A 16963-nucleotide genomic window follows, 5' to 3' on the forward strand; every position below is an offset into this window, starting at 1 on the left:
GGAGAGGGCTTGAGGAAAGTCATATCTCCGCTCCCAGCGCCTCGGCCACCGTGTAGATGTCCTTGTCGCCGCGGCCCGAGACGTTGACGACGATGATCTCGTCCTCGCGCATATCCAGTGCCTTGGTCTCCAGCGCCGCCAGGGCATGGGAGCTTTCCAGCGCGGGGATGATGCCCTCGGTGCGGCAGGTGAGCTGGAAGGCGTCGAGCGCCTGCCGGTCCGTCACGGGCAGATAGGTCACGCGGCCGCTCTCGTGCAGCCAGCTGTGCTCGGGGCCGATGCCGGGATAATCGAGGCCCGCCGAGATGCTGTGCGCCTCGGTGATCTGGCCGTCCTCGTCCTGCAGAAGATAGGTCTTGTTGCCGTGGAGGATGCCGGGCTTGCCGCCGGTGAGGCTGGCGGCATGCTGGCCGCTCTCGATGCCGTGGCCCGCCGCTTCCACGCCGACCATCGCGACGTCCGGATCGTCGAGAAAGGGGTGGAACAGGCCGATGGCGTTGGAGCCGCCGCCGACCGCCGCGATCAGCAGATCGGGCAGGCGGCCTTCCGCCTTCATGATCTGCTCGCGCGTCTCCTTGCCGATGACGCTCTGGAAATCGCGCACCAGCTCGGGATAGGGGTGCGGGCCCGCCGCCGTGCCGATGATGTAGAAAGTATCATGGACGTTCGCGACCCAGTCGCGCAGCGCCTCGTTCATCGCGTCCTTGAGCGACTGCGATCCGCTGGTGACGGGGCGCACTTCCGCGCCGAGCAGCTTCATGCGGAAGACATTGGGCTGCTGCCGCTCGATGTCCTTGGCGCCCATGAAGATGGTGCAGGGCAGGCCGAAACGCGCGCAGACGGTGGCCGTCGCCACGCCATGCTGGCCGGCCCCCGTCTCGGCGATGATCCGCGTCTTGCCCATGCGGATGGCAAGCAGGATCTGGCCGATGCAGTTGTTGATCTTGTGCGCGCCGGTGTGATTGAGCTCCTCGCGCTTGAAATAGATCTTCGCGCCGAAGCCGGGCTTGGCGCGCTCGCGATAATAAGCCGTCAGCCGCTCGGCGAAATAAAGCGGCGAGGGGCGACCGACATAATGGGTCATCAGGCCGTTGAACTCGGCCTCGAAAGCCGGATCATCCTTGGCCGCGCGATACTCCCGCTCCAGGTCGAGGATCAGCGGCATCAGCGTTTCGGCGACATAGCGCCCGCCGAACGCGCCAAAATGGCCGCGCTCGTCAGGCAGTGCGCGCAGGGAATTGGGAAGAGTGCCGGAAGGGCTGGTCGCAGCAGTCATGGTCGTCTCGATCTCGCAGATATGTTGGTCCGTTCGCTTCAGTTCCTCAGGAAGCGATCAGCGCCATCGTACCCCGACGCGCCCGGCATGAGCGGTGATCCTCAACATCGCGAGACCGCTTCGCAGAAAGCCGCGATCCTGTCCATATCCTTGATCCCCGGCGCGCTCTCGACGCCGGAGGAGACATCGACGAGCGGCGCGCCGGTGAGGCGGAGGGCGTGCGCGACATTGTCCGCGTCCAGCCCGCCCGAAAGGCCCCAGGGCAAGGGTGGGCGGTGGCCGGCGAGGAGCGTCCAGTCGAAACGATGGCCCATGCCGCCGGGCAGCGCCGCGCCCTCGGGCGTCTTCGCGTCGAAGAGCAGCCGGTCCGCCGCCCCGGCATAGGCATTGCCGGCGGCGAGATCGGCAGCGCTCTTGACCGGAATGGCCTTCCAGGTTTCGAGCCCGGTGCGCTGGCGGATCGCCGCGACGCGGGCGGGCTCCTCCCTGCCGTGGAGCTGGAGGACATGCAGGCCACCCGCCGCGATCAGCGCATCGATGATGGCATCGTCCGGATCGACGAGCACGGCGACGCGCGCGACATGCTCGGGCACGCGCGGCGCCAGATCGGCCAGCGCGGCCGGCGCGAGATGGCGCGGGCTGCGCGGAAAATGGACGAAGCCGACATGGCTCGCGCCGCCGCGCATGGCAGCGTCGATCGCATCGGGGGTGCGGACCCCGCAGATCTTGATGGCGACTTGCGACATGAACGGCCTTTGATGAGGAGCATCATGGCGCCGCAGGGCAGCGCCGCGGCCCCGTTAGAGCATTTCCGCGCCGGATGGAAACATCCTGCGCGATGGAGGGGCGGGGCTAGGGCGCGGGCGGGGGAGGGGATTTCACGCGGCATGCGAATTCCGAGCTCTACGAGCGTCCGCTTTCAAGGGTCGCTGAGAGCGGTCGGAAAGGCAGCTAAGGGGTGGGGAGCGGACATTTCCACTTTTCGTCATTCCCGCGCACGCGGGAATCCAGTTACACCCCGGCGCTCGTACGCGATGTCTCAGCTGGATTCCCGCGTGCGCGGGAATGACGATTTAAGGGGAAGATGACGTCTCTCCGGAAAGTCTTCTTCAGGACGAAAGCCCCCAGAACCCGACATCAAACAGCCCGCTCGAGTTTGTCCATGCCGCCTAAAAAAGCGCGCTTCTGGTTCCCTCCAAGTCCGCGAATCTGTCCACGCAATCCGAGGGCTGATCGATATTCATTGCATCCGTTGAACGGGCACCCGTCCTGCCAACACGTTGTTCTGGGGAGGCGACGCGCTCCAGAGGTTGAATGTCGATCAGCCCTATGATGTCGCCGGATGGCCGAGGCCGCTTACCAGCGCGTCGAGGCCGATGGTGAAGGTCGAATCGAAGTCCATGATCTGGCGCAGGAAATCGCGCATGGGGCCGTTCGTCTCGAAAGTGGTCCAGCCCAGGGTGAAGGAAATGACCACGGCCTGATGGGCGAGGGCCTGCTTGACGTCGAGCCCCAGCGCGGTGAGTGGCGCGGCGATCCTGCCGGCCTGTGCGTCGGGGTCTGCCGGGGCCATCGGCCGGGCGATCGCGCATAATCTGGCGCCGTCGCGATGCGATGCGAGGCTGGCATGGAGCGCGCGGCCGAATTGCCCGAGCCATTCGCGCCAGTCCCGCGCCGCGCCCGCGCCGGCATAAGCCGCCCCATAAATGGCGCCCGCCATCAGGCCGAGCAGCTCGGCCTTGTCCGCGACATGCCAGTAGAGCGCCGGTGCCTGCACATCCAGACGGGCGGCGAGACGGCGCATGCTCAGGCTCTCCAGCCCCTCATCCTGCAACAGGCGGAAGGCCTCGGCCACGATCTGGTCACGCGTGAGGCTGGGCAATGGACGATGGGCCATGGCGCAAGCCTTGACTCCTTAACAGTGTTAAGTCAACATTGGCGGCGTGGAGAAGGAAGCCGGAGAGCAGGATCATGACCTATGTTCGCAATGCCTGGTATGTGGCCGGCTGGGCGCAGGAGCTGAAGGCCGACACGCCGTTCGCGATCACCATCCTCGGGGAGCGGATCGTGATCTGGCGGACCGCCTCCGGCGCGATCCATGCGCTGGAGGATCGCTGCGTGCACCGGCTGGCGCCGCTTTCGCTCGGCCGCTGCGAAGGCGAGCGGCTGCGGTGCATGTATCACGGGCTGCTGTTCGACCCGGACGGCCGCGTGGTCGAGATGCCGGGGCAGGACCGGATCCCGCCGCAGGCCCGCGTCAGGCATTATCCGGTGATTGCACGGCACAGCTGGCTGTGGGTCTGGATGGGCGACCCCGCGCGGGCGGACGAAAGCCTCATCCCGCCGGCCGTGGGACTGGACCATCCGGACTATATCCTCGGCCATGGCCAGCTCGATTATGCGGCCGAAGCCCGGCTGATCAACGACAATCTGCTCGATTTCAGCCATCTGACCTTCGTCCATGCCAACAGCTTCGGGGCCGGCCCGCAATTCGCCGAGACCCCCGCCCGGATCACCCCGCTCGACCGGGGTATCCGCTATGAGCGGTGGACGGAGAATTCGATCGGAACGGCGTCCCGCAGGAGCCCCGAGCCCATGGACAGCTTCATGACCTATGATTTCCTGATCCCGGGCGTGCTGCTCATGACCGGCGGCGTCTTCCCGCTGGGCACCGCCAGGGAATGCGATTTCGGCACGCCGGACTATGACAGGGCCGTGAGCGGCGTCACTTTCACCAGCCAGGCCGTGACGCCGATGGCGGGGAAAACGGCGCGCTATTTCTTCTCCTGGGGCCCGCACCGCAGCCATGGGGACGCGGCCCTACGCGATATGCTGATGGGCATTGCCGGTCAGGCCTTCGACGAGGACAAGGTCATGATCGAAGCCCAGCAGCAGGTCATCGACATGACGCCGGACCCGCAAGTGATGCCCACCGTGCATGATCGCGGCGTGACGCTGTTCAACCGGCTGGTCGAGAAGCTGGCGCGGGAAGAGCGCACGGAGATGCTGGCGGCCGCGGAGTAAAGCCCCGGCAAAGGGCGCGGCGGACCCTTCGCGCTTCTCAGCCGCCGATCATCGCGGCGCCGAGGAGGAGAAGCATCTTCACGTCGACGGCATAGCCTTCCTCCCGGCGCGCGGCGAGCCAGGGCTCCAGCTCGCCCAGCGGCACGCGGTGGACGCGAATGTCCTCGCCCGGGACGCCGCCGCCCGCGCCGACCCGGTGCAGGTCCAGCGCGCGGAAGAGCCGGAAGCTCTCCGAGACCATGCCGGGCGAACTCCAGAAACGGCCGAGATCGATCATGCGGCCCGCGCGATAGCCCGTCTCTTCCTCCAGTTCGCGCATGGCGGCGAGGGCAGGGGATTCGTCCGCGCCTTCATCCCCCACCAGCCCGGCGGGGAGCTCGATGCAGCGCCGCTCGAGGGGGACGCGGAACTGATCGACCAGAATGACGTGGCGGCCGTCCGGCGCTTCGTCGATGGCGAGGATGACCGCTGCGCCGATGCCGCGCGCGCGGCTGACATATTCCCAGCGGCCGCGCCGCCGGGCCGCGATGAAGCGCCCTTCCCACATGGTCTCCACGGGCTGGCGCAGCTCGTCCTCGGGCGTGAGGTCGCTCACAGCTCGATCAGCCGGTCGGGCAGTTCATTGGGATTGTCCACGCTCTTGGGACAATGGGCAGCGAGGATGACGCCGGCCTTCTCGATCGCCCGCACCATGCCCTGCGCGACCCGGCCCTCGCGCACTTCGTCGATCAGCGCGGCCATGGCGTCGCCCCAGGCTTCCGGCGAGACGGCTGCGGCGATGGTCTCGTCCGCCACGATCTCGGCGCGGTGCTCGTCGAGCGAGAGATACAGCAGCACGCCGGTGAGCCGCGCGGTGCGTGCCTCGGCAGCGGTGCGGAACAGCAGCAGGGCGCGCCGCCGCACCCGGCGCGACTTGGTGGCGCCCGGCGTCACCAGCATGCGCAGCGCCGGAATGGCAAGCAGATAGCGCACCGCGAGGAAGATGAGGATCATGTTGCCGAGCAGGAACAGCAGCAGCATGCGCAGGGGAAGGGCATGGGTCCACTCGCCCAGCAGCCGGATCAGCATCGTCTCGTAGAAGACCGGGAAGGCCGCCGCGAAGGCCGGGACGAGCAGGGCGCACAGCACGGCCCAGTGGAGCCCGACGTCATGATAGGCATCCGAGCGGCGCGCGACGATCGTCACGATCTCGGCATCGGTGTGCTGCTCGGCCCGCCCGATCGCCTCGGTGACGATGCGGTGATCGGCCTCGCTCATGGATATGCGCTTGCCCATTACCAGCCTCCGCTCGCGCCGCCGCCGCCGAAGCTGCCGCCTCCGCCGCCGAATCCGCCGCCGCCACCGCCGCCCCATCCGCCGCCATTGCCCCAGCCGCCACCGCCGCCGTCACGATCCCGGAAGGCCTCGCGCAGCGCCGCCTCGGCGCCCCAGATGATGATCGGGTGAATGCCGCCACGATAGCGCCGGCCGCCGCGCAGGCGCCCGAGCAGGGGCAGCAGCACGAACAGGAAGATGAAGATCAGGAAGATGACGGCGGGCCCGATGCCGTCCGCCTTGCCGCTGCGCTGGCTCTGGCTAGCCTGCGCGGCCAGCTTGCGCTGTTCCTCGGGCGGGAGCTCGATGATGCGGCTGATCTCGTCCACCCCGGCGCGAATGCCGCCGGCCATGTCGCCGGCCTTGAAGCGCGGCGTGATGACGTCCCGGATGATCCGGCCGGAAAGGGCATCGGTCAGCACCGGTTCCAGCCCGTAGCCCACCTCGATGCGCAGCCGCCGCTCATTGGGGGCGACGAGCAGGATGACGCCGTTGTTGCGCTCCGCCTCGCCGATGCCCCAGGCGCGGCCGAGCCGGTAGCCATAATCGGCGATGTCATAGCCTTCCAGGCTGGGCACCGTCGCGACGACGAGCTGCCGGCCGGTGGTTTGCTCCAGCGCTTCCGATTTCTGCGTGATGGCCTCGACCGTCGCCGGATCGAGCAGGCCGGCCGCATCCACGACACGGCCGGTGAGCGGCGGGAAGCTCTGCGCCAGCGCCGCCCCGGAGGGCAGCGCCAGCAGCAGCAGGGCCATCATGGCCAGCCAGAGGCGGGGGAGCGCGTTCATCGCGTCGAGCAGGCGCCTTGTCGCCAAGGCTGCGCGCTCAGCTTCCGTTGAACATCGCGCCGACGTCGGGCGCGGTGTCGGCGCCGGCCTTGGCCTCGAACGGCGTCAGCGGCTTGGCGCCATGGATGAGCTTCGCCCCGATCATCTCCGGGAAGGTGCGGATGCGCGTGTTATAGTCCTGCACGGCCGCGTTATAGTCGCGGATGGTGATGTTGATGCGGTTCTCGGTGCCCTCAAGCTGCGTCATGAGATCCGCGAAGCGCGCCTGGCTCTTGAGCTCGGGATATTGCTCGACAGTGACGAGCAGGCGCCCGAGCGAGCTGCTGACATTCGCCTGCGCGGACTGGAAGGCCTCCACCTTGGCGGGATCGGACAGGTCGTCCGGCGTGAGCTGGACCTGCGTGGCGGAGGCGCGGGCCTGGATCACGCCTTCCAGCGTGCTCTGCTCGATATTGGCGGCATTGCGCGCGACGGCAACGAGATTGGGAATGAGATCGGCCCGGCGCTGGTAGGCCGCCTGCACGTCCGCCCATTTCGCCTTGGCATTCTCCTCGGCGGTCGGCACGGAATTGATCCCGCAAGCCGCGAGCGCCAGCGGCAGCAGCAGCGCGACGAAAGCGCGGAGCAGACGGGTGGGAGAGTGACGGGAAGCCATCGCGGTCAATCCTCTTCAAGAGCGGTGTATCGCCAGAGTGATACGCTAAATAGGCGGTTGATCGACCACTCGCAACGAGATTAGCTCTAGGCGCTTCGCGGGCGGCACGGTGCCGGCCAAACTGGGAGGAAAAACCATGCTCTCCGAATTCAAGGCATTCATCGCGCGCGGCAATGTGCTCGATCTGGCGGTCGGCGTCATCATCGGCGCGGCATTCGGCGCCATCGTCAGTTCGCTGACCGAGGACGTCATCATGCCGGTGATCGGCCTCATCCTGGGCGGTCTCGACTTCTCCAACCACTTCCTCGTGCTCGGCGCGGCGCCCGAAGGCACGCCCCGGACGCTCGAAGCGATGAAGGAAGCCAATGTCGCGGTGCTCGCTTATGGCAGCTTCGTCACGGCCGTCATCAAGTTCCTCATCCTCGCCTTCGTGATCTTCCTGATCGTGCGCCAGGCCAACCGCCTGCTGGGGCGGCTCAAGGAAGAGGAAAAGAAGGAGGAGGCAGCCGCCCCGAGCGGCCCCACCGAGATCGAGCTGCTGGCCGAAATTCGCGACGCGCTGAAGAAGTAATCTCGCTTCGTCCCGCAACGAGGGCGGCTCGCCGCTGCGCCAAGAACCTTACGCCCGGCGAGCGCTTTTGTTTCCCGTCCCGTCAACGTGCGGGCAACAACAGGAGACTGACGCGTGAAACCCTTTATGATCATCGCCGCCATGACCTCGGCCCTGGCATTGGCGGCCTGCGATTCCCAGCAGGCGCAGAACGTCGAAGAAGCCTATGACAATCAGGCGGACATGATCGATAACCAGGCCGACCAGCTCGAGCAGGCCAGCGACAACATGACCGGCGCGGCCGCAGCCAATGCCGAGAACCGCGTGGACGCCTTGGAGAACCGGGCCGACGCCGTTCGCAACATGGGCGACGAAAAGGCCGACGCCATCGACGGCCACTGAACGAAGACCTGGAAACGAAGGGATCGATGAACAAGGCCCGGCGCGGAGGACGCGACGGGCCTTTTCATCGGCAGGATAATCCCTATATCGGAGATCGCCGGTTCAACCGGCTATGGCGATAAATTGTAGCGTGCAATAGACGCAGCGGACCCGGGGGCGGTACCCGGCGGCTCCACCAGAAACGGCCTGTCGCATGTGCGGCAAGCCGCTCCTGACGGGGCCGAACTAGGATCGACGTGTGTTGAAAAGCGTTGCTTTCGCCCGGGCTGAGTAACCCGTTAAAGGCTCAAAACCCATAAGTGCCAACGATAACGAAGCACTTGCTCTTGCAGCGTAATTGAGGGCCTCACGGCCTGACATTACCCTAACAGAACGCGGTTGGACCGAACCGGGCAACAGAATCGGATTCCAGCGGCACGGGGAGCGCCGGGCAACAGAAGCTCCCCACCTTCCTCCTCATGGTTTGTCTGTGCCTTCAGGGCTGGTGGGCGTTCGGCGCCGCGGACCTTGCATGCGCTGTGCTTCCCGGTCCGCAAGCGCCTCCATTCTGTCGAGCGGCACGGGCGCGTGCTGGGCTGGCGGTGGCCGCGCGCGAATCGGACCGTTGCAGCTGGATTCCTGTTTGTTACACTATGATGACAGATGCTGTGCAGGCTCAATAAATTGCTATTTTCCATACTAAATTCAATGGCTTATCGGCGCAGAAAATTTTTTTCGATCGATTGTGCTGGAGTCATAAAACTGAAATAATCCCCTCACGAGTTTTCGTTCTCGGAGAGGAATCGCAATGACCGTCACACTGCTTAAAATCGTCGGAGGCGCCGCTGCCGCGGCCCTGGCTGCATCGGCCGCAGGAGCCCAGTCCAATGAGGCGTCGGGCGGTTATGCCGCCGCCGCCATCACCTCCGGGCAGCTCGATGAAGCGGAGCGCATTCTGCAGCCCGCGAGCCGCGCTGACGCCAACGATCCCGCCCGGCTTCTCAACATGGCCACCGTCTATGCGCGCACGGCGCGTTTCGTCGAGGCGCGTGAGGCGCTGGCCCGCGTCCAGGCCTTGCCGTCCGAGCCGCTGGAGCTGGCGAATGGCAACAGCTATTCCAGCCATGCGATTGCGGCGGCTATGCTGGGTCGGCTTGAGGGGCGCCGCTAGAGCAATCGGCCCCCGGCCATTTTCGGATCGCCATGAAAGCCATGCGGGCGGGCATGATCTGATCGTGCCCGCCTTCGCCGTCTCGCGCCCGGCGCTGCGAAACGGAAGGCCCGTTGCTATCGCAGGCACATGGAGCCGCGCCGGGGAGGTTGCCTCCCGAGACTGTGCTTGGGAGTCACGGACGGATTCGCGGACGCTCAGGGAGCCGGAAGAGGGCTTTTCACTCCTTTTCGGTCGCATCCCGGGCTTGCTCCCGGATCCCGCTGCCTTGACTCTTGCGGGGCCAGCCGGTTCGAGAGACCGGAAGAAGAAGCTGGATCCCGGATCAGGTCCGGGATGACGTTGTTCATGACGGGATATGGTGCGCCGTGATGGCCTGCACGATCTCTCGTCCGTCTTCCCGCGGCGTCGGGCGCGCGGGGTGCCGGCTCCCGGTGCGGAATAGCCGAAGGGCGCACTCGGGCGGCATAGGGCAGAGTTCAAGAAACAGACTCAGACAGACTCAGCAGGCCTTGGGCTCAGGGCGGGTGTTACGACGATGCGTTTCGCGCTGGGCCATGATTTGGGGCGCGTGGACAAATTCGAATGGCCGCTCTTTGCAGGAGACTTCCATGAAACTGCCTGTCAGGACACGACGACATTGCGGACGTTGGCGGCTCGCGGCAGCATGGTGCCTATGAGGCTCAACTCTATCACCGCGAACCGTCACATTTTCGATGGTCAAGTGAACGGAAAGCCGCTGCGGCTGCTCCTCAACTTCGACGGGGGGCGTGCGCTTCGTCTTCAGGTTGCTGGAGACGGTGAGCAGATGATTGCCGACGATGGCCCACTCGATGCGCCGTTCAGCATGGACGAACACGGCCAAATGGACATCGCCGATGTAACTGGGTCACTGTTCCCGACACTCCAAGGTTTGGAAGTGGCACAGGTCGAAACACTGGAATCGGACGGCAAGCGCGTAGGTGTGAAACTCAGTGTCGCTCGGGGCCAACCCTTTCACATCTGGGTCGATGGTGACGAACTTCACTGGGGTGATGGGGCGGCGCTCTCCAGCCACGACTGGCTGCATGGAGCCGTTCCAACGCCATCAGAGCGCATTAAAGTCTAACGTCCGCATCCCACAACTTTGCCGTCGTCAAACATCCTTCATCGCGTTCGCGAAGCAGACATTCGCCTGCCTCCGAGTTTATCCACGCCTAAGAGCGCCGCTGCTTCGCCCCGGGCGGCATGAATACTGCCTTCGCGGGCCTTTCCATACACCTTGCAACAAATCTGCAATCAAATCGTCATCGCGGTGAAACGCGAATGGCATCCCGCTGTCATACTCTTCCCGTAGCTGCGCCGCCGAGGGCGCAAGGGGGAAGGTCAGATTCGCTGATCCCGGAAGCCGTCCTGCATTCGACAATCCGGACCAACCCGGCAGCGGAGAAGACGATGAAATCTATCACTCGGACCATGAACATGATGCTGGCTGGCGTGGCACTGCCGCTTCTGGCTGGCTGCGGCGCTCAGGACATCGCTTCCCCCGGGGGCGGAGACATCACGATCAATTATCCGCCGTCGCCGACCCCGACGCCGACACCCACGCCGACCCCGACGCCGACCGTGACGCCCGCCAGCGGCTGCCCGACGATCGCTGATCCGCAGGGCCTGACCGACGCCGGCACCATCTCCGGCCCGACCGGAACGTGGCGCGTCTGCAGCCTGCCGACGCAGATCCGCACCAACGTCACCCTGCCCAAGATCGCCGGCCTGCTCTATCAGATGCCGGGACGCGTCGACGTCGGCTGCGACCGCGGTCCGAGCGAATCCGCGGTGCCGGGCACCTGCACGATCAGCTCGGTCACGCTGACCATCGAGCCGGGCGTCATCGTCTATGGCGGCACGGGCGTTTCGTGGCTGGCCGTCAATCGCGGCAACAAGATCAACGCCGTGGGCACCGCCACACAGCCGATCATCTTCACGAGCCGCGACAATGTGCTCGGCCTCAACACCAATGCCTCGTCCGGCCAGTGGGGTGGCGTGGTGCTGCTCGGCCGTGCGCCGACCACCGATTGCCAGGAAAGCGGCGCGACGCCCGGCACGGCGGGATGCTCGCGTCAGACCGAGGGCGCGGCTGCCCAGGCCTTCTTCGGCGGCGCGACGCCCACCGATAACAGCGGCCGGATGAGCTATGTCCAGATCCGCTACTCCGGCTATGTCCTCGGCGCGAACTCCGAGCTGCAGGCCCTGACGCTGGGCGGCGTGGGCTCCGGCACCCAGCTCGACCATCTCCAGCTGCACAACAGCTCGGACGACGGCATGGAAGCCTTTGGCGGCGTGGTGAACATCAAGCACCTCATCGTCGACGGCGCCGAGGACGATGCGATCGACACCGATACCGGCGTGAAGGCGAACCTCCAGTTCGTCCTCGCGGTGCAGCGCTCGGTGGGCGACTCGATCATCGAGGCCGACACGGACAATGCCAATGACGGCGAGACGCCGCGCCAGAACACGAAGATCGCCAACGCGACCTTCCTGGCCCGCTCGACCGCGATCGGCAACACGGCCGCGATCCTCATCCGCGGCGGCGCGGACTACACGATCGCCAACAGCGTCCTGGTGAGCCCGAACTTCTCCTGCCTGCGGATCAGCCGCGCGCAGACGGCCTCGACGACGGCCAATCCCGCGATCGACGAAGCCGGCGCACCGGTCTTCCAGTCGTTCCGGATGCAGTGCGGCGGCGCGAGCCCGTTCATCGGCTCGAACAGCGTGACGGCCGCGCAGGTGCAGGCGATCTTCGAGGCCGGGGCGAACAACAGCGCCGCCTATACGCCCTCGCTGGTCAACACCTTCGTGAACGGCGCCACCGAGACGGCCGTGCCGGCCTTCGACGTGACGACGCTCGGCTCGTTCTTCACCGCGACCAACTATATCGGCGCGTTCAAGGACGCGAACGACACCTGGTACGCGGGCTGGACCTGCAACTCCGCGACCGTCTCGTTCGACAATGCCAGCGAGCCGTTCCGCGCCTGCACGTCCCTGCCCATCACCTGAGGCGCAAACATCGAGCATGGGGCGGAGCGGGCATGACGCTCGGCATCCGCCCCGTCTTACTAACGGCATAAGGGGATTATCGATGTTGACGCCGCTCAGGTTCGCGGGTCTGCTGCTTGTGACCACTGCCTTGACCACCTCCGCCGCCTGGGCGCAGGACACGGCCGGCACCGGACAATCCGACACGGCCGGTTCGCCCGACCTGGCTCAGGACGATCAGCCGGACATTTCCATCCCCGGCGGCGGCGAGATCATCGTGACGGGGCGGCGCTCCGGCAATATCGAGCGCAGCGCGCCCGCCGTGGTCTCGGTGCTCTCGGCAGAATCGATCGCGCGCACGGGCGAAGGCGACATCGCCGGCGCGCTCGCCCGCGTGACGGGCCTCAGCGTGGTCGGCAACGGCTATGTCTATGTCCGCGGCCTTGGCGATCGCTACTCGCTCGCCCTGCTCAACGGCTCGCCGCTGCCCAGCCCGGAGCCGCTCAAGCGCGTCGTGCCGCTCGACCTGTTCCCCACCAACATCGTCTCCTCCTCGATGGTGCAGAAGAGCTACTCCGCCAATTTCCCCGGCGAGTTCGGCGGCGGCGTCATCAATCTCACCACCAAGGCCGTGCCCGCCGAGAGCTTCCTCAGCGTCTCGGGCGGCCTCGCGTTCAACAGCGAGACGACCGGGCGGCTCGGCTACACCTATTACGGCTCCAAGAGCGACTGGACGGGCTTCGACAACGGCACCCGCAATGCCCCGCCGGCGCTCGCCGCCTTCTTCAAGAGCGGCAACCGGATCGGCGACGTCGGCGTCAACCATGCCGAGATCATCGGCCAGATCGCCAATGCGAACAACGCCGTCCTCCAGCGCAATCACGACATGCCGCCGAGCGGCAGCGTCTCGATGAGCGCGGGCACCAGCGTCGATGTGGGCGGGGCCACGCTCGGCGTGATCGCGACCGCCGGCTGGAGCAGTAAATGGCGTACGCGCGACATCACCCAGCAGAACGCCGCCAGCCAGGACCTTTCCGAGCTCGCCCGCGACGTGCGCCGGGTGGTGACCGACAATCGCGTGGTCGTGAACGGCCTACTCGGCTTCGGCGCCGAGTTCGGCGAGCAGAAGCTGCGCTGGACCAATCTCTATGTGCGCGACACGGTGAAGCAGGCGCGCCTGGGCATCGGCAAGAACAACGAGAACCGTCCGGACTGGGATTTTCTCGATCAGGATACCGCCTGGTACGAACGCCAGCTCATCGACACGCAGGTGGTGGGCGAATTCCGCTTCGGTGATCTCAGCGTGGACCTTCGCGGCAGCTACGCCAATTCGCAGCGCGAGGCACCCTACGAACTCTCCTACACTTATGTTCGCACCAATGGCGCCAATGATCCGCTCGGCAATCTCTTCGTGAACAGGCTGGACGGCAACCAGGGCTCGGCGAGCTTTGCCTTCTCGGACCTCAACGAGGATCTGCTCTCGGGCGGCATTGACCTGAGCTACCCGATCCTGCCCACCGTCCGCGCGACCATCGGCTATGCCTATACCAAGACGATCCGCACGTCCGAGCGTCGCGAGTTCATCGTGAGGTCGCAGCCGGACATGCCGATCGAGATCGGGCTGCTGCGCCCCGATTATCTGCTCGGGCAGGCCCCGGCCGAGTATTTCCGCTACCGGCTGCTGGAAAATACCGAGAGCGATCCCGCATTCCGCGCACGGCTGAAGACGCATGCAGGCTATGCGCAGCTGCAGGCCGGGCTGGCCGACGGGCTCGATCTCAATGCGGGCGTCCGCTACGAGCGCGGTTACCAGTCGGTGCGCCCGGTGCAGGTGTTCACTGTTCCGGTCAACAGCAGCCCCTCCAACGCGCTGAAGAACGACTACTGGCTGCCGACCGCGACGCTGACCTATTCCTTCGGCGACATGCAGGTGCGCGCGAACGCATCCAAGACCATCGCGCGGCCGCAGTTCCGCGAGCTGATCTTCCAGCAATATTATGATCCGGACAGCAACGTCATTTATCAGGGCAATCCGCTGCTGCAGGACAGCGAGCTGTTCAACGCCGAAGTGCGCTACGAATGGTATTTCGCGCGCGAGCAGCGCTTCTCGCTCGCCGGCTTCTACAAGAAGATCGATCGTCCGATCGAGGCCTATGTGTCGCGCGTCGGCGGCGCGGTGGACCTGACCGGTTTTGCCAACGCGCCGGAAGCGTCGCTCTACGGCGCCGAGATGGAGCTGCAGAAATATTTCCCGATCGCGGACACCGATCACCGGCTCGTGACCGTGCTCAACTATACCTATACCCAGTCCGAGCTGAAGGTGGGCGAGGACGAGACGGTGGAGATCTACGGTGTGGGCTCGCAGCCCGCGCGCAACTATTTCCGCGACGGCGCGCCGCTCACCGGCCAGTCCGATCACCTCGTCAATCTCCAGCTCGGCTTCGAGGACACCAGCCGCCTCTCGCAGCAGACGCTGCTCATCAACTATGCGAGCAAGCGCGTGACACGGCGCGGCTCCACCGGGCTGCCGGACATCGTCGAGAAGCCTGACTTCACGCTGGATTTCGTGGCGCGCCAGGGCGTCAGCCTCGGCAAGCTGGCCGGCGAACTGAAAGTGGAGGTGCGCAACATCACCAACACGAAATATCAGGAAGTGCAGGAGAACGAGACGAACCGGATCTACTATAATCTGTACCGGCCCGGGACCAGCTTCGAGGCGTCCTTCAGCGTACAGTTCTGATCGCGCCTGACCCCTTGGCGCGACGGGGCGGCCCCATTGGTGGCCGCCCCATCTCTTTTCGGCGCGCCCCTTCCGGCGCTATCCGCGGCGTTCGTCCTCCCGGACTTGATCCGGGGTCCCGCTGCCTTGATCGGCGGGTCGAGACGGTTTGAGAGGACCGGAAGAAGCGGGATCCCGGAGCAAGTCCGGGAACAAGTGGTTATGGTTGTAACACCGACAAAATCGCAGAAAACTGCGAGTGTCCGCTTTCAGGGCAGTTGGCTCGCAGGGGCGATGGCGTAAAGGTTAGGGGAAGCGGACCGTCGGCTTTTGGCTGCAATTTGAGATAGCGGACGTTGCGACGTGACGACGGCGGCGAGCCTCGGCATATTGCTCTCATGGCAGCATCGCTTTTCCACGACGTTCCGCTCAAGGCCAAAGTGATAGGCTGGGGTATCATCTTCATACCCCTTGCCACATTGGTTCTTCTCGGAGCAATATTTCTGCGTCCCGAAGCCATCGATCAACGATTGGTGTGGGGATGTTATGTCGCCCGCGATGCCCCGCCCCTCGATATCCGCGAAGATGCGATTTACATCATCGAGCCTGCCCGTCGCAGGTTTAGCTACGTCGCCGAGCCTTCGAAGACGAGCTATCAGCTGAATGTGCGACCTGCACTGCTACTGAAACGTGAACCGACTGGGCGCTATGCATTCGCCTCTACGCAAGGCACCGGCTTCTTCTGGCCGTTGCTGCCTGCCCTCGGAAATAACAGAGATCGAGTAAGGCATCCGCAAGAGTTTGCGGGCCGCATCCAAGTTGCCGCCGATGGAGCTGACGTTGTCTATTCTCGCACAAGCGATGCGGATGCTTGTCGCCGATAGTCCGCTATCAAAAAGGCTTTTCGCCCGCTTCAACGTCCGCAATGTTGCCGTTCCCAGCCTGACCTGAGCGACGCATTTGTTGTGGAAAGCGGCCGTAGCCCTCTCCCCTTCAGGGGAGAGGGTTGGGAGAGGGGAGGTTGCACGCTGGCTGCTCGCCCCCTCTCAACTTCGGCTAGTCAGCAGGCTGACAAGCCTCCGTTTCTCTCCCCTCAAGGGGAGAGAGCAACAGCAGCAATGTCGTCGCGTCCGAAATGGCCGCTTTTGAGGTCTCGCCCCTCATTTTCCGCCATTGGGGCTCTGCGCTGTTAACCATCATTCATGGACGACTACGGAGGACGTCGTCAATGACGAGATAGGGTGCGCTGCCATGGCCCCGGAACCTGTCCACGTCGTCTCAGCGGCCGGCTACCCCCGCTTCAGCCGATCCAGAGCCGCTCGCGATACCATTTGGTGATGATATATTTCGTGCCCGCGCGCACTTTCATCCCGTGATGGATGGACGCGGGATTGGGGCGTCCGTCGGGCAGGCGGTTGTTCCAGGCCACGAGCTTCCCGGTCTCCGGCTGGATGGTCTTGCCCAGCTTGGTGAAGCGCGTGGCGCCACCGGCGCCGGGCTCGTTCAGATAGACCATCAACGTCCATGTCCGGTTGCCCGAGCGGGAACAGTAAGTCGCGAAGTCGCGGCCACTGGGCTCGAAATAATCGGTATGAGCCTTGAACTCCTGCCCGACGCCGTAGCGCTGGCCCTGCAGCGGTTCGCCATGGGCGGGATCGAGGCCGGCATAAGCCGCGAGGCGGGCATTGATGGCCGCCACGAACGGGTCGGCATCATCGAGATCGCAGGTCTCGCTGGTCCGGAAAGCCTCATAGCCCATGTCGTCGGCAATAGTCGACGGGCGGCGATTGGTATCGATCCGGTCGATCAGGCCGGCACATGCCTCGGCATCCAGGAAGTCGCGCTTCATGAACAGGACGAGCTCGGGCCGCGGCAAGCGCTGAATGCCCGGCTGAGTGGCGAGAAGAGGCGCGTCCGATGTCGACATGATGCGATCGGCTGATTAGCAAGTGGATCATGTCCCGATCAACCGCGATGATCGTTAATGTTTGTTAACGCGGAAAGATTTCGGACGGTTAAATTCGATGATCATGGACGCGATGTCATTTTTTGGTAACCTTGATGTCGCGG

The 16963-nt window shown here is 65.0% G+C and carries 16 protein-coding genes and 1 other RNA gene; 9 read left to right on the plus strand and 8 right to left on the minus strand.

Going from position 1 to position 16963, the window contains the following annotated elements; translation table 11 throughout:
* Positions 1 to 19: 19 nt before the first annotated feature.
* From trpB to HNP60_RS06655, 3 genes are all read right to left on the minus strand, one after another.
* Positions 20 to 1276, minus strand: a complete 1257-nt coding sequence (gene trpB, locus HNP60_RS06645; protein WP_184151717.1) for a tryptophan synthase subunit beta — start codon at positions 1274 to 1276, stop codon at positions 20 to 22.
* 101 nt (positions 1277 to 1377) lie between these two features.
* Positions 1378 to 2022 carry a phosphoribosylanthranilate isomerase gene (locus HNP60_RS06650; protein WP_184151720.1) on the minus strand — a complete coding sequence of 215 codons (645 nt, stop codon included), beginning with the start codon at positions 2020 to 2022 and terminating at the stop codon, positions 1378 to 1380.
* A 581-nt stretch (positions 2023 to 2603) separates the two neighbouring features.
* Positions 2604 to 3173: a TetR family transcriptional regulator gene (locus tag HNP60_RS06655; protein ID WP_184151723.1), complete on the minus strand. Its 570-nt coding sequence runs from the start codon at positions 3171 to 3173 to the stop codon at positions 2604 to 2606.
* A gap of 74 nt (positions 3174 to 3247) precedes the next feature.
* On the opposite strand from HNP60_RS06655, the gene HNP60_RS06660 reads away from it, so the two are divergent.
* The gene (locus HNP60_RS06660; protein WP_184151726.1) at positions 3248 to 4300 is read left to right on the plus strand and encodes an aromatic ring-hydroxylating dioxygenase subunit alpha; all 1053 of its coding nucleotides are present in this window, start codon (positions 3248 to 3250) and stop codon (positions 4298 to 4300) included.
* Between the two features lie 37 nt (positions 4301 to 4337).
* Here HNP60_RS06660 and HNP60_RS06665 read toward each other — a convergent pair whose 3' ends face one another.
* The 4 genes from HNP60_RS06665 to HNP60_RS06680 are packed head-to-tail and all read right to left on the minus strand — an operon-like array spanning position 4338 to position 7057.
* Complete coding sequence (locus tag HNP60_RS06665; protein WP_051003885.1) at positions 4338 to 4847, minus strand: NUDIX hydrolase; 510 nt, start codon at positions 4845 to 4847, stop codon at positions 4338 to 4340.
* 44 nt (positions 4848 to 4891) lie between these two features.
* Entirely contained in the window at positions 4892 to 5557 is a 666-nt protein-coding gene (locus tag HNP60_RS06670; RefSeq protein WP_260394753.1) for a TPM domain-containing protein, read from the minus strand.
* Positions 5558 to 5574: 17 nt separating this feature from the next.
* Positions 5575 to 6402 (minus strand): TPM domain-containing protein, encoded by an 828-nt coding sequence (locus HNP60_RS06675; protein WP_184156908.1) that lies wholly within the window; start codon positions 6400 to 6402, stop codon positions 5575 to 5577.
* 37 nt (positions 6403 to 6439) lie between these two features.
* On the minus strand, positions 6440 to 7057 hold the full coding sequence (locus tag HNP60_RS06680; RefSeq protein WP_014077580.1) for a LemA family protein: 618 nt from the start codon (positions 7055 to 7057) through the stop codon (positions 6440 to 6442).
* A gap of 136 nt (positions 7058 to 7193) precedes the next feature.
* Here HNP60_RS06680 and mscL point away from each other — a divergent pair, with 136 nt between their 5' ends.
* From mscL to HNP60_RS06720, 8 genes are all read left to right on the plus strand, one after another.
* Positions 7194 to 7628, plus strand: coding sequence for a large conductance mechanosensitive channel protein MscL (mscL, locus tag HNP60_RS06685; protein ID WP_184151733.1), 435 nt, complete (start codon positions 7194 to 7196; stop codon positions 7626 to 7628).
* A gap of 126 nt (positions 7629 to 7754) precedes the next feature.
* Positions 7755 to 8009 (plus strand): hypothetical protein, encoded by a 255-nt coding sequence (locus HNP60_RS06690; protein WP_014077582.1) that lies wholly within the window; start codon positions 7755 to 7757, stop codon positions 8007 to 8009.
* A gap of 57 nt (positions 8010 to 8066) precedes the next feature.
* Positions 8067 to 8419, plus strand: a transfer-messenger RNA (tmRNA) gene (gene ssrA, locus HNP60_RS06695).
* A gap of 377 nt (positions 8420 to 8796) precedes the next feature.
* A complete protein-coding gene (locus HNP60_RS06700; protein WP_184151736.1) occupies positions 8797 to 9159 on the plus strand; it encodes a tetratricopeptide repeat protein in 363 nt (120 codons plus the stop codon).
* 538 nt (positions 9160 to 9697) lie between these two features.
* A complete protein-coding gene (locus tag HNP60_RS06705) occupies positions 9698 to 10267 on the plus strand; it encodes a hypothetical protein (protein ID WP_184151739.1) in 570 nt (189 codons plus the stop codon).
* A 326-nt stretch (positions 10268 to 10593) separates the two neighbouring features.
* On the plus strand, positions 10594 to 12195 hold the full coding sequence (locus HNP60_RS06710) for a hypothetical protein (protein WP_184049796.1): 1602 nt from the start codon (positions 10594 to 10596) through the stop codon (positions 12193 to 12195).
* 82 nt (positions 12196 to 12277) lie between these two features.
* On the plus strand, positions 12278 to 14914 hold the full coding sequence (locus HNP60_RS06715; RefSeq protein WP_184151742.1) for a TonB-dependent receptor domain-containing protein: 2637 nt from the start codon (positions 12278 to 12280) through the stop codon (positions 14912 to 14914).
* A gap of 377 nt (positions 14915 to 15291) precedes the next feature.
* Positions 15292 to 15777: a hypothetical protein gene (locus tag HNP60_RS06720; protein WP_184151745.1), complete on the plus strand. Its 486-nt coding sequence runs from the start codon at positions 15292 to 15294 to the stop codon at positions 15775 to 15777.
* A gap of 416 nt (positions 15778 to 16193) precedes the next feature.
* On the opposite strand, the gene HNP60_RS06725 is transcribed toward HNP60_RS06720, so the two are convergent.
* Positions 16194 to 16820: a prolyl hydroxylase family protein gene (locus HNP60_RS06725; RefSeq protein WP_184151748.1), complete on the minus strand. Its 627-nt coding sequence runs from the start codon at positions 16818 to 16820 to the stop codon at positions 16194 to 16196.
* Positions 16821 to 16963: the final 143 nt, after the last annotated feature.

This window comes from Sphingobium lignivorans (assembly GCF_014203955.1).
In the GTDB taxonomy this organism is placed as follows: Bacteria; Pseudomonadota; Alphaproteobacteria; order Sphingomonadales; family Sphingomonadaceae; genus Sphingobium; species Sphingobium lignivorans.

Bases quoted from the DNA above. Each gene is read 5' to 3' on its own strand.
- trpB (WP_184151717.1), bottom strand. From the start codon at position 1,276: ATGACTGCTGCGACCAGCCCTTCCGGCACTCTTCCCAATTCCCTGCGC.
- HNP60_RS06650 (WP_184151720.1), bottom strand. From the start codon at position 2,022: ATGTCGCAAGTCGCCATCAAGATCTGCGGGGTCCGCACCCCCGATGCG.
- HNP60_RS06655 (WP_184151723.1), bottom strand. From the start codon at position 3,173: ATGGCCCATCGTCCATTGCCCAGCCTCACGCGTGACCAGATCGTGGCC.
- HNP60_RS06660 (WP_184151726.1), top strand. From the start codon at position 3,248: ATGACCTATGTTCGCAATGCCTGGTATGTGGCCGGCTGGGCGCAGGAG.
- HNP60_RS06665 (WP_051003885.1), bottom strand. From the start codon at position 4,847: ATGTGGGAAGGGCGCTTCATCGCGGCCCGGCGGCGCGGCCGCTGGGAA.
- HNP60_RS06670 (WP_260394753.1), bottom strand. From the start codon at position 5,557: ATGAGCGAGGCCGATCACCGCATCGTCACCGAGGCGATCGGGCGGGCC.
- HNP60_RS06675 (WP_184156908.1), bottom strand. From the start codon at position 6,402: ATGAACGCGCTCCCCCGCCTCTGGCTGGCCATGATGGCCCTGCTGCTG.
- HNP60_RS06680 (WP_014077580.1), bottom strand. From the start codon at position 7,057: ATGGCTTCCCGTCACTCTCCCACCCGTCTGCTCCGCGCTTTCGTCGCG.
- mscL (WP_184151733.1), top strand. From the start codon at position 7,194: ATGCTCTCCGAATTCAAGGCATTCATCGCGCGCGGCAATGTGCTCGAT.
- HNP60_RS06690 (WP_014077582.1), top strand. From the start codon at position 7,755: ATGATCATCGCCGCCATGACCTCGGCCCTGGCATTGGCGGCCTGCGAT.
- HNP60_RS06700 (WP_184151736.1), top strand. From the start codon at position 8,797: ATGACCGTCACACTGCTTAAAATCGTCGGAGGCGCCGCTGCCGCGGCC.
- HNP60_RS06705 (WP_184151739.1), top strand. From the start codon at position 9,698: ATGCGTTTCGCGCTGGGCCATGATTTGGGGCGCGTGGACAAATTCGAA.
- HNP60_RS06710 (WP_184049796.1), top strand. From the start codon at position 10,594: ATGAAATCTATCACTCGGACCATGAACATGATGCTGGCTGGCGTGGCA.
- HNP60_RS06715 (WP_184151742.1), top strand. From the start codon at position 12,278: ATGTTGACGCCGCTCAGGTTCGCGGGTCTGCTGCTTGTGACCACTGCC.
- HNP60_RS06720 (WP_184151745.1), top strand. From the start codon at position 15,292: ATGGCAGCATCGCTTTTCCACGACGTTCCGCTCAAGGCCAAAGTGATA.
- HNP60_RS06725 (WP_184151748.1), bottom strand. From the start codon at position 16,820: ATGTCGACATCGGACGCGCCTCTTCTCGCCACTCAGCCGGGCATTCAG.